Source organism: Hamadaea sp. NPDC051192 (assembly GCF_040682475.1).
GTDB classification, from domain to species: domain Bacteria; phylum Actinomycetota; class Actinomycetes; order Mycobacteriales; family Micromonosporaceae; genus Hamadaea; species Hamadaea flava.
Window position 1 is genome coordinate 1 of sequence record NZ_JBFBAZ010000091.1, and the last position, 14,845, is coordinate 14,845.

The following is a 14,845-nucleotide window of genomic DNA, read 5'->3' on the forward strand; positions in this document are numbered from 1 at the left end:
TCCGGGCGTTGATCATGGTGTTTCCGGGGGTGACACCCCCACGACCCCACATTAAACTCCATGAACAACGGGGAGAGGCCGGGGGTGGGGTGGAGGGGGAAGGGGGGAGGGGGGTGGGGTGGAGGGGGGTGGGGTGGAGGGGTGGATTAGGCGGTGGAGAGGGCGGTGGCGGGGGTGACTCGGGCGGCGCGTACGGCCGGGTAGAGGCCGGCGATGCCGCCGATGATCAGGGTCGCGCCGAGTCCGCCGAAGGTGGCGTAGAGCGGCATGACCGAGGGCCAGTCCCGGGTGGCGGCGTACACCCCGGTGACGAGGATGCCCAGGGCCACCCCGCCCCCGCCGCCGAGCAGGCTGAGCAGCAGCGATTCGGCGAGGAACTGGAGGCGTACCTGGCCTCGGGTGGCGCCGAGGGCGCGGCGCAGGCCGATCTCGGAGCGTCGTTCGAGGACGGAGATGACCATCGTGTTGGCCACGCCGACGCCGCCCACGAGCAGGGCGACGCCGCCGAGTCCGAGCAGCAGCCCGGTCAGCGCCGAGTCGGTCGCCTGTTTGGCGGCGAGCGCGTCGGACGGGCGGGAGACCGCGACCTCGTTCGGGGCCGCCGGGTTCGCCGTCGGCCCCAGGACCGATCTGACCTGCGCGATCTGGCTTTCCACCGCGCGTACGTAGATCTTGGTGGGGTGGCCGTCGAACCTGGCGAACTGCTGGGCCGAGGCCCAGCCGATGAGCGCGGCGCTGTCCAGTTCGGGCGCGAGGGGTACCGGATTCAGGACGCCCACGACGGCGTACCACTGCTGGGAGAGCCAGACCAGCGCGCCGGGTGACCGAAGGTCGAGTCTCGCGGCGGCGCGGGAGCCGAGGACGACGGCTGGGACCCGCGCGGTGGCCTCGGTGAGCCACGAGCCGGTGTGGAGGGTGGCGCGGACCGTGCCGGGCAGGTCTTTGTCGACCGCGAGGACCGAGATGCTGCCGGTCTCGCCCGGCGGGATGTGGTCGTTGCGGTAGACGGCGGTGTCCACGAGGCCGGTGGCCGCGACCGCCTCGACCGGGGCGATCCGCCCGACCATCGCGGTGGCCGCGACCGGGAGTTTCGCGTCGTCGCCGCCGAGGGTGCTGCCGGGCGCGACGGTGAGCAGGTTCGTGCCGAGCCGGCTGAGCGTGCGATCGAGGTCGGCGCGACTGGACGAGGAGATGCCGACGACCGCGAGCATCGCGCCGATGCCGATGGCGATGCCCAGCGCGGACAGGAACACCCGAAGCGGTCGTGACCGCAGGCCGCTCGCGCCGAGCCGGGCGACGTCGGCCGGGCTCAACCTGGTCATGACGCTCCTGACAGGTGGTGGGAGTCGTGCACGATCCGCCCGTCGCTCAGCTCGACCCGCCGGGGCAGCTGTTCGGCGAGTTGCCGGTCGTGCGTGATGACGACGACCGTCGTGCCGGCCGCGTGCAGGTCGGTCAGCAGCCCGAGGACGGTCGTGCCGGACGCGCTGTCGAGGTTGCCGGTCGGCTCGTCGGCCAGCAGCAGCACCGGCTCCCCCACGATCGCCCGCGCGATCGCGACTCGCTGCCGCTCGCCACCCGAGAGCTGGTTCGGCAGGTGGTCCAGCCGGTGCTCCAAGCCCACGCTGCGCAGTGCCTCCTCGGCCCGGTTCCGCCGGGCGCGCTGTGGGACCCCGGCATACAGCAGCCCGTCGGCCACGTTGTCCCGCACTGCTACGCCGGAAGCCAAGTGGAACTGCTGGAAGACGAAGCCGATGACGTCGGCCCGGAGCCTGGACAGTTGCTTGTCCGGCAGTACGCCGACTTCACGCCCGTCGATGCGTACGCTGCCGGTGGTCGGGCGGTCGAGGGTGCCGAGCAGGTTGAGCAGGGTGGACTTGCCGGACCCGCTGCGGCCGACGATGCCGACCAGTTCACCCCGTTCGATGGTGAGGTCGACGTCGGCGAGGGCGGTGACCCCGCCCGGATAGACCTTCGACACGTTCCGCAACTCCACCGCGGGCGTGCTCATGCCGGGACCCTGACCGTCGTGCCCTCGGCTACGCCGCTGCCGGTGATCTCGACCCGGCCGCCCGCGAACAGGCCCACCCGGACCGCCACCACGGTGGACTTCCCGCCGTCGACGACCTCCACGCCGTAGCCGCCTTCGGCGAGGGCGAGCAGGGCCGCGATCGGCACGGTCAGCACGTCCTTGCGTTCCTGGGCGGCGTGGCGGACGGTGACCGTGCCCCGGTCGAGGCGGCCGAGCGCCTTCTGATCGGCGACCGCGACGAGAATCGTCACGGTGGGACCGTGGCCTTCCGACTCGGGCGCGTCCCCGATCGAGTCGACCTTGCCTTCCGTCGTGGTCCCGTCGGGCAGCTCGATCGTGACCTTCGCGGCGCGTACGGCCCAGCCGGCGTCGGCGGTCTGCGCGGAGACGGTGATCATCTTCGTCGTCCCGGTCGCCGACACCACCTCGGCCGGGCTGGCCGCCCCCAGCCGGACGAGCTGCTGAGCGACGCGGACGGCGGCGGAGGCGTACACGATCTGACCGGCCGCGACGACGCCCGTCTCGGGCAGGCCGAGGTCGGCCTGCCAGCGCTTGACCGCCGTCGTGGTGGACGACGAGAACTCCTTGTCGACGGTGAACCCGGTGTAGCCGAGCGCCTTCAGGTTGGTCTCGAACTGGGCGACGTCGGCGCCTTCGACGCCGGCCTGCAGGTCCCGATACATCGGCAGCTGCCCGTAGAGGAGAACCACGGGCTTGTCGTCCACGCGGACGAACGGCTTGCCGCGCGTGATCGTCGTGCCCGGCGTAGCGAGCCAGGTCACCGTGCCCGCCGCGGTGCTCGCGATCGGCTGGGCCAGGCCGAAACCCACCTGCCCGTCCATCGTCACCCAGCTGACCAGAGTCTCCCGCTTGACCGGCACGTTCTCGGCCCGGCTCGGCTCGGTCCCGGCCGCGTCGGGCGTACCGCCGCCGAAGCCGACCGAGGCCCAGGCCGCCGCCCCCGCCACGACGGCGACGGCGACGGCCACGGCGATCGAGCGCCTCATCCCTGACCCTTACTGGGATCGATCCGCACGCCCCCGTTGACGATCGGCGAGCAGATCACCTGCGCCCGCAGATCGGCGTCCGAACCGCTCCCGGAATACGGCCCGTCTTCGGGGTAGTACCCGTCCGGACCCGGGTCGGGGAACTCAGGCACCCCGTTATCCCGCATGCATTTGGCGTACTTGCGGGCGTTCTCGATCTCCTCGGCGGTCATGACCGGCCGCTCCTCCAGCTCTTCCGGCACCGGCGGCAACAGGCCGCCACACTTCTGCTGGCCGGCGCGGAACTTCGGGTCGGCCTTGAGTTTGCGCAGGTCGCCTTCGAACGTGAACCGGCCCTTGGCGTCCGGGTCGGTGACCTTCAGGCCCTCGGCCCGCAGACAGGTCACGTAGACGCGGACCGCCTCGACGTACGCGCCGACGACGTCGGAGGTCGGGGCGATGGTCGGAGTGCCGCCCGCGCTCGCCACCTTCGGATCTTCGCTGCCCTTGCCGCACCCGGCCAGCGCCGCCACCAGCGCCGCCACCGCGACGATTCGTGTGATCTTCACGGCGACGGACGCTAGGGCGACAGTCGTGAAGATCTTGTGAAGAACCTGTGCGGGCGGCATGCGGCGCTGTTGCCGCAGCTACCGGCCATGCTCACGGCCCGCTTAAGGTGGCCCGCATGGGAGCGCGCGTACTGGTGGCGGAGGACGACCGAAAGCAGGCCGACCTGCTGCGGGTCTACCTCGAACGGGAGGGGCACAGCGTGCTCGTGGTCGGCGACGGCCGGGCCGCGCTCGACCGGAGCCGGGCGTACCGGCCGGACCTGGTGGTGCTCGACGTGATGATGCCGCTGGTCGACGGGCTGGACGTGTGCCGCATCCTGCGAGCCGAGTCCGACGTGGCGATCCTGCTGCTGACCGCGCGCAGCGCGGAGGACGACTTGTTGCTCGGCCTCGACATCGGCGCCGACGACTACATGACCAAGCCGTTCAGCCCCCGGGAGCTGACCGCCCGCGTACGCGCGCTGCTGCGCCGGTCCGGGCGGATCTCGTCGCCGGAGGAGGAGGTGCTGACGGTCGGCGAGCTGACCGTCGACCCCGGCCGGTTCGAGGTACGCGTCGCCGGGCGCCCGGTCGCCGTGACCGCCAAGGAGTTCGGCATCCTGCAGGTGCTGGCGGCCGAGCCGGGCCGGGTCTTCACCCGCGCGCAGATCATCGACCGGGCGTTCGGGTTCGACCACTACGTCGAGGAGCGCACGGTCGACGCCCACGTGATGAACCTGCGCCGGAAGATCGAGGACGATCCGGCCGCGCCGCGCTACGTCCAGACCGTGTACGGCCGTGGCTACCGGATCTCGCCGGGCTCGCCAGGCTCGCCGGGGCAGGTCGCGGCATGAGTTTCCGGCTGCGGGTCCTCCTGCTGACGGTGGTGCTGGTGGCGACGTCGTCGGCCGCCACCGCCTGGCTGACCCTGCAACAGGCCAACCAGGCCCTGACGAGCTACGTCGCGGCCAGCCATCGCGACGTCGAGGACGCGGTCGCCGAGCTGGCCGCCTATGGGCGTACGCATCCGACCTGGTCCGGCGTCGAGGATCCGGTGCAGACCCTCGCCGGGCGGCTCAACCAGCGCATCCGCGTGGTCGACGACTCCGGGGCCGTGCTCGCTGACTCCGACGTGCTCGCCGGCCGCACCGCCCGGCCGACCGTCGGCGCTCCGTCGCTTGTGGACGTACGCCCGGTCGTCGCCTTCCCGCCTGGCTTCGACGCGTACGGCCGACTCCGGTTGGTCGTCGCCAGTGCGGACGCCTTCTACCGTGGCTGGATCATGACGTCCTGCGCGGCCGACGCCGGCCTGGACGTACGCCTCGTCCAGGTCAACGGCAAACCGCCGTACTTCGAGATCCTCGGCGGAGCGGAGGCGATCCGCAGCGCATGCAACCGGCGAGCCAAGGAAGCCAGCCGGCCGCGGGGACCGGTGGACACACGCGGCAAGGAATGCCTGAATCGCGACAACGACGCCGAATGCCTCATCGGACTGCTGAACGAGGACCTCTCGGCGTACGCCCCCAAGCCCGTCCAGGTCTATCTCGGCGCGCTGGACGAGGTGCCGGCTCGGGGTGTGCCGGCGCGGGCGATCGGCCTGGCCGCAGCTGCGGTCGTGCTGGTCACCGCGGTGTGCGCCGTCCTGCTGAGCCGCCGGGTGCTGCGGCCCATCGGCGCGCTCACCACCGCCTCCCGCACGCTGGCGACGCAGGGCCGGGCCGACCCCGTCCCGGTCACCGGCCACGACGAGCTGGCGGAACTGGCGCGGGCCTTCAACCGCATGGCCGGGTCGCTGGCGGCCAGCGAGGAACGGCAGCGACAGCTCATCGCCGACGTGGCCCACGAACTGCGTACGCCCCTGGCGAACCTGCGCGGCTATCTCGAGGCGCTCGAAGACGGCGTGATGCCGCCGAGCCGTGAGCTGTTCGCCTCCCTGCACGAGGAAGCCCTGCTGCAGCAGCGCATCGTGGACGACCTGCAGGACTTGGCGATGGCCGAGGCCGGCGTGCTCGCGTACCACCGGACGACGGTGGATCTCGCGGAGCTGGCGGAGACCGTGCGGACCGCCCATGCCGCCGTCGCCGAGGCGGCCGGGCTCACCGTGGAAGTGCGCACCGACGGCGAACCGACCGTGTACGCCGACCCGGACCGGCTCCGCCAGGTCCTGGGCAACCTCCTCCGCAACGCGATCACCGCGACCCCGCCCGGCGGCCGGATCACCTTGACCGTCACGGCGGACGGCTCGGCCGCGACCGTCGCGGTGAGCGACACGGGACGCGGGATCGCGCCCGCCGATCTGCCGCATGTGTTCGACCGGCTCTGGCGGGCCGACCCGGCCCGGGGACGCGGCGGCAGCGGCCTCGGGCTGGCCATCGCCCGGCAGCTCGTCAGCGACCACGGCGGCACGATCGACGTGACGAGCACGGTCGGCGTCGGCACCACCTTCACCGTCCGCCTCCCCCACTAGCCTGCTTGGGCAGCGGATCAGGGTTCCGTGTCGAATCTTGCCCCATGATTCGACACGGAACCCTGATCCAGCGCCATACCGGAGCCCGCGGGAGCGCGCAGTACGCTGAATCGCATGGCAGGACCCATCGCCCTGGTCGGCTCCGGCGAGTACACCGACGCCATGTTCGACGTCGACAAGCACCTGCTCGACGGCCGCCCGCGGCGGTACGTCCAGATCCCGACGGCCGCCGCGCCCGAGGGCGACGGCAGCCTGAACCGCTGGATCTCGCTGGGCGAGCGGCATGCCGAGAAGCTGGACGCCCAGCCGGTCCCGCTGGTCGTGCGTACCCGGCAGGACGCCGAGGACCCGGCGTTCGTCGAGGAGCTGACCCGGGAGACGCCCGGCCTGATCTACTTCTCCGGCGGTAATCCGCTCTACCTCACCGAGACCTTCCGCGACACGAAACTGTGGGCGGCGATCGTCACGTTGTGGGAGAACGGCACGGCGCTGGCCGGGTGCAGCGCCGGTGCCATGGCCTTCGGCGGCTGGGTCCCCGACATCCGGCATCCCACCAAGGCCGGCGCGCCCGGTCTGGGGCTGGTGCCGGGGTTGCGGGTGTTGCCGCACTTCGACAAGTTCCTGGGCCGGATGCCGAATCTGATGCTGCGGCCGCTGCTGCGACCCCGTGAGGGCATGCGAATCGTCGGGATCGACGAGGACACCGCCCTGGTCGGCGACGGGCACGACTGGACCGTCTGGGGCCGATCGCAGGCGTGGCTGCTCGACGGCGGACATCGCGAGGGCATCCCGTCCGGCTCCGCCGTGACCCTGTAACGGTCTGCGGAAACCGGACAGCCACCCATTGCGCGAACCAGATGCCCTGGTAGGGTCGGTCCACAACGGACTCACACATCTCGAAACGTTGTGAGAATCGCGATGACACCTGCCGCCTTGCGGGGGCACGAGTGTCGCGCGGGAGTAATATCACCGCGTTCGACGTCAGGTCCGCAAGGACAACCCACTACCGGCGGTGATCGATGGTCTCCGGACTTCGCGAAGACGGCAGCAGCCCCGCTTACGCCGTGCCGACCTCTTTGAAGGTCGTCGTCGCGGGCGGTCTCGGCGCCGGCAAGTCCACCCTGGTCGGTTCGGTCAGCGAGATCACCCCGCTGCACACCGAAGAGGTCTACACCACGAAGGACCCACGCACCGGCGTACGCCGATCGAGCACGGTGACGATGGACTTCGGCTGGCTCACCTTCGACGAGGATCTCGTCCTCTACCTGTTCAGCGCGCCGGGCCAGGAAGGCCTGTGGCCGCTGTGGGACGAGGTCGCGCTGGGCGCCCTCGGAGCGATCGTGCTCGCCGACACCAACCGGCTGAGCGACTGCTTCGCCGCCATCGACTACTTCGAGCAGCGCGGCACGCCCTTCATGATCGCGGTCAACCCGTTCTTCGGCCGTCAGTCGTTCGACCTGCCGACCGTGCGGGCCGCGCTCGCGCTGCGGCCGGGCGTACCGGTCGTCCAGTGTGACGTCCGCGACCCCCGCGCCGGCCGCGAGCTGCTGGTGACCTTGATCGAGCACGTCCACACCCGGACCATGGCCGAGGCAGCCGCTTAACGGCGAACCCGGCCCTTCGGCGGGGTAATCTGGCGATCATGAGTGAGCACTTCGACGTCGTCGTGCTGGGCGCCGGGCCCGGCGGATACACCGCGGCGGTCCGCGCCGCCCAGCTGGGCAAGAAGGTCGCCGTCGTCGAGGAACGCTTCTGGGGCGGCGTGTGCCTCAACATCGGCTGCATCCCGTCGAAGGCCCTGCTCCGCAACGCCGAGCTGGCGCACATCTTCCGGGACGAGCAGAAGCTGTTCGGCATCCAGGTCGAGGGCACGGTGAAGTTCGACTACACGGCGGCGTTCGAGCGCAGCCGCAAGGTCGCCGACGGCCGCGTCAAGGGCGTCAACTTCCTGATGAAGAAGAACTCGATCACGCAGTACAACGCGCGCGGCGCCTTCCTCGACGACCACACGCTGCAGGTCGGCGACGAGCGGATCACGTTCGACAACTGCATCATCGCCACCGGATCGGTGACCCGCCTGATCCCCGGCACCCGGCTCTCCGAGCGCGTCGTGACCTACGAGGAGCAGATCCTCACCGACCAGCTGCCCGGGAGCATCATCATCGCCGGGGCCGGCGCGATCGGCGTCGAGTTCGCGTACGTCCTGCACAACTACGGGGTCAAGGTCACCATCGTCGAGTTCCTCGACCGGCTCGTCCCGCTGGAGGACGAGGAGGTCTCGGCCGAGCTGGCCAAGCGCTACAAGCGCATGGGCGTCGAGATCCACACCGGCACCCGGGTCGACGCGATCGAGGACAGCGGCCCCAAGGTCCGCGTGACGGTCACCAAAGACGGGCAACAGCAAGTCCTCGAGGCCGACAAGGTCCTCCAGGCCATCGGCTTCGCGCCCCGCGTCGAGGGTTACGGTCTCGAGAAGGCAGGGGTACGCCTGACGCAGCGCGGCGCGATCGACGTCGACGGCCGGTGCCGGACGAACGTCCCCCACATCTACGCCATCGGGGATGTGACGGCGAAACTCATGCTGGCGCACGCCGCCGAGGCGATGGGCATCATCGCGGCCGAGACGATCGGCGACGCGGAGACGATGGAGCTGGACTACGTCATGATCCCGCGGGCGACCTACTGCCAGCCGCAGATCGCCAGCTTCGGGTGGACCGAGGCGCAGGCCCGCGAGCGCGGCTTCGACGTCAAGGTCGCGAAGTTCCCGTTCTCCGCCAACGGCAAGTCCAACGGGCTCGGCGACACGGTCGGCTTCGTCAAGGTCATCAGCGACGACAAGCACGGCGAGATCCTCGGCGCGCACCTGATCGGCCCGGAGGTGACCGAGCTGCTGCCCGAGCTGACCCTGGCCCAGCTCTGGGATCTGACCGTGCACGAGGTCGCCCGCAACGTGCACGCTCACCCGACCCTCGGCGAGGCGGTCAAGGAGGCGATTCACGGCCTGTCCGGCCACATGATCAACATGTGATCGGTAGAGTCGGGGACGTGGAGACCGCGATCCTGGGGCGTACCGGCCGCACCGTCGGCAAGGTCGGGCTCGGTGCCTGGCAGCTGGGCGCCGACTGGGGCGAGGTCGCCGAGGACGACGCGGCCGCGGTGCTCGGGGCCGCCGTCGACTCCGGCGTCACCTTCATCGACACGGCCGACGTCTACGGCGACGGCCGCAGCGAGCAGATCGTCGGCAGGCTCGTCCAGGACCGCCCGGGGCTGACCGTGGCGACCAAGATGGGCCGCCGGGTGCCGCAGGAGGTGTCGGCGTACACATTGGACAACTTCCGGCGCTGGACCGACCGGTCCCGGGAGAACCTCCAGACGGACACGCTCGACCTGGTCCAGCTGCACTGCCCGCCGACCCCGGTGTACGCCTCCGACGCCGTCTACGACGCCCTGGACACGCTTGTCGCCGAGAAGCGGATCGCGGCGTACGGGGTGAGCGTGGAGACCTGCGACGAGGCGCTGACCGCGATCGCCCGGCCCAACGTGGCGACCGTGCAGATCATCCTCAACGCGTTGCGGCTCAAGCCGCTGGAGCGCGTACTGCCCGCCGCGCAGGCGGCCGGGGTCGGGATCATCGCCCGGGTGCCGCTGGCCAGCGGGCTGCTGTCCGGGCGGTACGACGAGCACACCACGTTCGCCGCGAACGACCACCGGAACTTCAACCGGCACGGTGAGGCCTTCGACGTCGGCGAGACCTTCTCCGGCGTACCGTTCGAGGTCGGGCTGGAAGCCGTCCGCCGGCTGCGGTCGCTGGTGCCGGCCGGTGCGACGATGGCGCAGTTCGCCTTGCGCTGGATCGTCGACCAGCCCGGGGTCAGCGTCGTCATCCCGGGAGCCCGCTCAGCCGAGCAGGCCCACGGTAACGCCGCCGCCGCCGATCTCGCGCCGCTGAGCGCCGAGGCGCAGCAGGGTGTCGCCGAGGTCTACGACGAACTGATCCGGCCACTCGTGCACAACCGCTGGTAACGGGTCACCCTAAGCGAGACCCGCCGGTAGCGGGTGGGATTGGACAAACCCGGGATTCGGCGTACTGAACGTGGCAGCGTCACCTTCGTTATGACGATCCTGACTCTCGGGGTGGCCGTCGCCCAGGCGCTTCTGCCGGCCGCGGCCCCAGTCTCCGCACCCGCAGCAGCCGTCCCGGACGCGCCGGTCCAGGTCGCCTTGGAGACCCAGTCCGCCGGCGCGAACACGGTCTACCAGATCGTGCTGACCAATACCTCGGCGCTGCCGATGACCACCATCGTGGTCCAGCGGATGCCGGACGGCACGACCGGTCTGGTCGCCGACGGCGCGAAAGTGGACGGTGACCGCGTGGTCTGGTCGGCGAAGGTGGCGCCGAAGGCTCAGACCACGCTCCAGAGTTCCGGCGCGCTGCCCGTGCCGCACGCGTCCGAACCGGCCACCGCCTGCGTCAACGACGCCGCGTCGGGGCGCCTGCTCGACTGCGCCGCCGCCGACGTCGTCGCGGTGGCAGGTCCGGAAGCGCCCTGGTGGCGCCGTTGGCTGCCGTTCGTGGCCCTGGTCGCTGCGCTCGGCGTACTCGTGTGGTTGGGCCGGCGAGCCTGGCAACGCCGCGCGGCGCGACCGGCCCGCGAGACCCGGCCCGCCGACGAAGCGCGAACGGTCCGCGAGGCGCAACCGGAGCAGCCCCGCCGGGAGCCTGCCTGGTGGGTGCCCGTGGGTCTGGCCGCGGTCGCGGTGATCGTGGTGAGCGCGGTGGCGTTGCTGGTGTTCGTCCCGCGGATGGCGGCTGCCGTGGAGAACGCGCAGGGGGTGCGGGCACACGCTTGGAACGGGCCGCAGTCCGAGGCCGAGGTGGGTCAGGAGGCGTCCGACGGGACCGCGCACTTCACGATCTACTCGGCGAGCTGCACCAAGGGCAAGGCCACGACGTGCGACGTCACCTTGTCGATCCGAGCCGGTGATCAGCCCGTTCAGCTCTATCGGACCATGCAGCGGCTGTACACATCGGACAAAACCTGGGTCGAGCCGGATCCGGCCGCCGTCCTCGCGGCCAACTACGGCGACCCCTTCACCCTGGCCGTCCCGCCCGGGCTGGAACGCGTGATGGCGCTGCGGTTCAGCCTCCCGGCCGGCGCGCAGCCGGACCGGCTGGAGTTGCACGACGGAGCCTTCGCCGGAGGGGTTTACCTGAACCTGGAATGATGTCGCGATGGCGCACTACAAGCCCACCGACGGCATCGTCGTGGTCACCGGCGGAGCAAGTGGCATCGGCCTGGCCCTGGCCCAGCGGTTCGCCGCGGACGGGGCCAGAGTCGTGCTGGCGGACCTCGACGGCGCTCGCGCCGCTCGGGCGGCGTACGCCCTCGGCGAGGGACACGGCGGGATCGGGCTCGACGTCACCGACGAAGAGGCCGTGGCCCGCGCGGTCGACCGCATCGAGGACGAACTCGGCCCGATCGGCATCTGGTGCTCGAACGCGGGCGTGGCCACGCCGCCCGGGCTCGGCACCGACTCCGACTGGGAACTGGCCTGGGGCGTCCACGTCCTCGCCCACCTGTACGCCGCGCGTACGGTGCTGCCGCGGATGGTCGAGCGGGGCCGCGGGCACTTCCTCGTCACCGCCTCCGCCGCCGGGCTGCTGACCGAACTCGACGTCGCGGCGTACGCCGTCAGCAAGCACGGCGCGGTCGCGCTCGCCGAATGGCTCGCCATCCGCTACGGCGGCGACACCGGCGTCACCTTCTCCTGCCTGTGCCCGCAAGGCGTGCGTACGCCGTTGCTCGACGGCGCGCCCGCAGACTCCGCCACGCTCGCCGCCGCCCCGCTGCTGGAGCCGGCCGAGGTCGCCGACCGAGTCGTGGAAGCCATCGACGAGGGGCGGTTCCTGATCCTGCCGCATCCCGAGGTGGCGCAGTACTCGCTGAATCGGGTCACCGACACCGATCGCTGGCTCGGCGGGATGCGCAAGCTCTACCACCGCCTCCACCCTTGATCTTTCTGACAGTAACCGGTTACCATCGCCTCCGATCTGCGGCAGATCACGGATACGCATGCTTCCGACCGCCAAGATCGCATGCATATCCGTGATCTGCCGCCAACGGAAGCGACGGGCAAGGGACGAGGAGCCGAGTGCCGCACGTGATCGTCTTCGGGGTGGACGGCGTACGCCTCGACACCCTCGCCGCCGCGCACACCCCGCGCATCGACGCCGTCGCCGAGGCCGGGTTCTTCAGCTCCTTCGAGGTCAGCTCGGCCGCGCCGGTGTTGTCCGGCCCGTGCTGGACCACGGTCGCCACCGGCATGTGGCCGGAGGCGCACGGGGTCTTCGGCAACAAGTTCGCCGGCCATCGGCTGGCCGTCTTCCCGGATTTCCTGACACTGGCCAAGCGCGCGGGACTCCGCACGTACGCCGCCCTGACCTGGGCGCCGCTGGCGACCGCCACGTCCGGCGGACCGCTGTTCACCGACCCGACCCGGCTCTCGTACGCCGACGGCGAAGCGCTCGGGCACGCCGAGGCCGATCAGCTCGTCGTCGACGACGCCACCCGTACGCTCAGCACCGGCGCGTACGACGCCGCATTCGTCTACATCGGAGCACCCGACGAGGTGGCGCACGCGGTCGGCACCGGCCCCGAGTACCTCGCCGCCGTCGAGCGGGCGGACGCCCAGATCGGCCAGGTCCTCGACGCCGTCGCCCACCTCGACGACCTGACCGTCATCGTGGTCACCGATCACGGCCATCGGGACGAAGGCGGCCACGGTGGGCGTACCACTTGGGAGAAGCAGGCCTGGATCGCGGCGAGTGGGCCCAGCGTCCCGGCCGACGCGGGGCGAGTGTGCCACGCGGACGTCGCGCCGCACGTCCTGGCGGTGTTCGGCCAGGACGTGAGCACGATGACCGGCGTTCCGTTCGGCCGGCGCTGATGCCGCCCACCGCGCTCGCGCTCGTCGCCGCCTCGGTCCTGTGCCACGCCAGCTGGAACCTGCTCGCCAAGCGCGCGGGCAGCGCCAGCGGGCCGGTCTTCGTCGGGCTGTGGTCGGCGGTCGCCGCCATCCTCTGGGCGCCGCTGGGCATCTGGACCCTGTGGACCGCGTGGACCTCGCTCGACTGGCGCACGCCGCTGTTCATCGGGGGCGCACTGGTCCTGCACACCGGCTACTTTCTCACCCTGCAACGGGGCTACCGGGTCGGCGACCTGTCCGTCGTCTACCCCGTCGCGCGGGGCACCGGCCCGCTGCTGGCCAGCAGCGTCGCCGTGTTGGCCTGGCACGAACAGCCCGGGCTGCTCGGCTGGGCCGGCATCCTGGCGCTCTCGGTCAGCGTGGCGCTGCTCGGCCTGCGCAAAGCGAGCAGCGGCATCGGGTACGGCCTGCTCGTCGGGGTGTTCATCGCGGCCTACACACTGCTGGACAAGCAGGCGGTGACGGCCGCCGCCATCCCGCCGATCCTCGTCAACTGGGGCACCGACACGCTGCGTGCGCTGGCCCTCTCGCCCGTGCTCGTCCGCCGCCGAGCCCAACTCCGCGACGTCTGGCGCGACCACTGGAAGAGCGCACTCGGCACCGCGATCTTCTCCCCCGCCTCCTACATGCTCATCCTGACCGCGCTCACCCTCGCGCCGGTGACGGTCATCGCCCCGTTGCGCGAGGTCAGCGTGGTCCTCGTCGTCTTCCTCGGCGCACGACTGCTCGGCGAACGCGACATGTGGCGGCGGCTGGTCTGCGCGTTCGGCGTCGTGCTCGGCGCCGCCGGCACACTGCTCGGCCGCTCCTGACGATTTTGGTGGCGTTTTTCGCGCTGGATCAGGGTTCTGGGTCGAATCTTGGGCCATGATTCGACCCAGAACCCTGATCCAGCGGGCGAACAGTCAGCGTTAGCGCGGGGGCGTCGCGGCGACCGGGTCGTGCTTGGCGAAGAAGTCGAGCAGGAACGGATCCAGTTCGATCGCGTGCTGTTGCGGCAGCGTGTGATGGGTCGCGTCGGGCAGCATCACGACGCTGACCTCGCGGAGCACCTGTTCGGCGTGCTCGCGTACGGCGGTGACGTCGTGCACCTGGCTCTGCCCGCCCAGCACCAGCAACACCGGCGCGTCCAGGGCGCGAAGCTCCTCATCGGACGGTCGCTTCGGCAGCACTACCTTCGCGCGGTTACGCCCCTGTGCCCGCGTCGCCACCAAGGTCAGCCAGGCCGGATCCAGCGCGCGGCCCCCGGTCTCCCATGCCAAGAACCGCCGCCACCGCTTCTCGCCGCCGAAGACCACGGCCGGCAGACTGCGCCGCACGTACCCACGCGCCATCGGCGCGAAGCACGTCGTCGGGTCGATCAACGCGAGCCGCCGCACGCGCCGCGTCTCCACCGCCGCCGCGAGCGCCACCCACGCTCCGTAGGAATGCCCGGCCACATCGGCTCGTTCCACGCCCAATCCGTCCAGCACCGTGGCGAACCAGTCCGCGACATCCCTTCTGGTACGCACAGCGCCCCGCCTGGGTCGGCTACGTCCGGCGTCGCAGATGAGGTCGACGGCGTACACCCGGCGCTCCCGCGCCAGCGACTCGACATCGGCGAACCACACCGACGACGTAGCGCCACCCCCATGGAGCAGCACCAACGGCTCTCCGACCGTAGGGCCGGCCGCCAGGATCCGGGTCGTGCCGAACCGCGACTCCAGATCGAGCGTCTCGACTTCGACGGGCCATTGCGCCACCACGGCGTCGTACGCGTCCATGACCGTCACTCTGCCAGACCGCCGGCCGCTCCGGTCAGCTGGGCAATCGCATCCGTGTCGAT

15 protein-coding genes are annotated in these 14,845 nt (G+C 71.1%); 10 read left to right on the forward strand and 5 right to left on the reverse strand.

Annotated features, from left to right (window positions below; all coding sequences use genetic code 11):
* Window positions 1-146: 146 nt before the first annotated feature.
* From AB0M47_RS29360 to AB0M47_RS29375, 4 genes are read right to left on the reverse strand one after another with little or no spacing between them, the layout of a single operon-like run.
* The gene (locus AB0M47_RS29360; RefSeq protein ID WP_363419725.1) at window positions 147-1,322 is read right to left on the reverse strand and encodes an ABC transporter permease; all 1,176 of its coding nucleotides are present in this window, start codon (window positions 1,320-1,322) and stop codon (window positions 147-149) included.
* Complete coding sequence (locus AB0M47_RS29365) at window positions 1,319-2,011, reverse strand: ABC transporter ATP-binding protein (RefSeq protein WP_363419727.1); 693 nt, start codon at window positions 2,009-2,011, stop codon at window positions 1,319-1,321. Before AB0M47_RS29365 ends, AB0M47_RS29360 begins: the two co-directional genes overlap by 4 nt.
* Window positions 2,008-3,039, reverse strand: a complete 1,032-nt coding sequence (locus AB0M47_RS29370) for a peptidoglycan-binding protein (RefSeq protein ID WP_363419729.1) — start codon at window positions 3,037-3,039, stop codon at window positions 2,008-2,010. Before AB0M47_RS29370 ends, AB0M47_RS29365 begins: the two co-directional genes overlap by 4 nt.
* Entirely contained in the window at window positions 3,036-3,587 is a 552-nt protein-coding gene (locus AB0M47_RS29375; protein WP_363419731.1) for a hypothetical protein, read from the reverse strand. The genes AB0M47_RS29370 and AB0M47_RS29375 overlap by 4 nt, the downstream gene beginning before the upstream one ends.
* A gap of 116 nt (window positions 3,588-3,703) precedes the next feature.
* Here AB0M47_RS29375 and AB0M47_RS29380 point away from each other — a divergent pair, with 116 nt between their 5' ends.
* The 10 genes from AB0M47_RS29380 (at window position 3,704) to AB0M47_RS29425 (ending at window position 13,832) form a co-directional block, all read left to right on the forward strand.
* On the forward strand, window positions 3,704-4,420 hold the full coding sequence (locus AB0M47_RS29380) for a response regulator transcription factor (protein WP_253754839.1): 717 nt from the start codon (window positions 3,704-3,706) through the stop codon (window positions 4,418-4,420).
* A complete protein-coding gene (locus AB0M47_RS29385; RefSeq protein ID WP_363419733.1) occupies window positions 4,417-6,033 on the forward strand; it encodes a HAMP domain-containing sensor histidine kinase in 1,617 nt (538 codons plus the stop codon). Before AB0M47_RS29380 ends, AB0M47_RS29385 begins: the two co-directional genes overlap by 4 nt.
* A gap of 114 nt (window positions 6,034-6,147) precedes the next feature.
* Complete coding sequence (locus tag AB0M47_RS29390) at window positions 6,148-6,849, forward strand: Type 1 glutamine amidotransferase-like domain-containing protein (protein WP_363419735.1); 702 nt, start codon at window positions 6,148-6,150, stop codon at window positions 6,847-6,849.
* A 203-nt stretch (window positions 6,850-7,052) separates the two neighbouring features.
* Window positions 7,053-7,637 (forward strand): ATP/GTP-binding protein, encoded by a 585-nt coding sequence (locus AB0M47_RS29395; RefSeq protein ID WP_253754845.1) that lies wholly within the window; start codon window positions 7,053-7,055, stop codon window positions 7,635-7,637.
* A gap of 38 nt (window positions 7,638-7,675) precedes the next feature.
* A complete protein-coding gene (gene lpdA, locus AB0M47_RS29400; RefSeq protein WP_363419737.1) occupies window positions 7,676-9,061 on the forward strand; it encodes a dihydrolipoyl dehydrogenase in 1,386 nt (461 codons plus the stop codon).
* A gap of 17 nt (window positions 9,062-9,078) precedes the next feature.
* On the forward strand, window positions 9,079-10,056 hold the full coding sequence (locus tag AB0M47_RS29405) for an aldo/keto reductase (protein WP_363419739.1): 978 nt from the start codon (window positions 9,079-9,081) through the stop codon (window positions 10,054-10,056).
* Between the two features lie 90 nt (window positions 10,057-10,146).
* Window positions 10,147-11,259, forward strand: a complete 1,113-nt coding sequence (locus AB0M47_RS29410) for a hypothetical protein (protein WP_363419741.1) — start codon at window positions 10,147-10,149, stop codon at window positions 11,257-11,259.
* 7 nt (window positions 11,260-11,266) lie between these two features.
* Complete coding sequence (locus AB0M47_RS29415) at window positions 11,267-12,049, forward strand: SDR family NAD(P)-dependent oxidoreductase (protein ID WP_363419743.1); 783 nt, start codon at window positions 11,267-11,269, stop codon at window positions 12,047-12,049.
* A 137-nt stretch (window positions 12,050-12,186) separates the two neighbouring features.
* Complete coding sequence (locus tag AB0M47_RS29420) at window positions 12,187-12,981, forward strand: alkaline phosphatase family protein (protein WP_363419745.1); 795 nt, start codon at window positions 12,187-12,189, stop codon at window positions 12,979-12,981.
* On the forward strand, window positions 12,981-13,832 hold the full coding sequence (locus tag AB0M47_RS29425; RefSeq protein WP_253754858.1) for a DMT family transporter: 852 nt from the start codon (window positions 12,981-12,983) through the stop codon (window positions 13,830-13,832). Before AB0M47_RS29420 ends, AB0M47_RS29425 begins: the two co-directional genes overlap by 1 nt.
* 99 nt (window positions 13,833-13,931) lie before the next feature.
* Here the strand turns inward: AB0M47_RS29425 and AB0M47_RS29430 are convergent, their stop codons facing one another.
* Window positions 13,932-14,783 carry an alpha/beta fold hydrolase gene (locus tag AB0M47_RS29430; protein WP_363419747.1) on the reverse strand — a complete coding sequence of 284 codons (852 nt, stop codon included), beginning with the start codon at window positions 14,781-14,783 and terminating at the stop codon, window positions 13,932-13,934.
* Window positions 14,784-14,845: the final 62 nt, after the last annotated feature.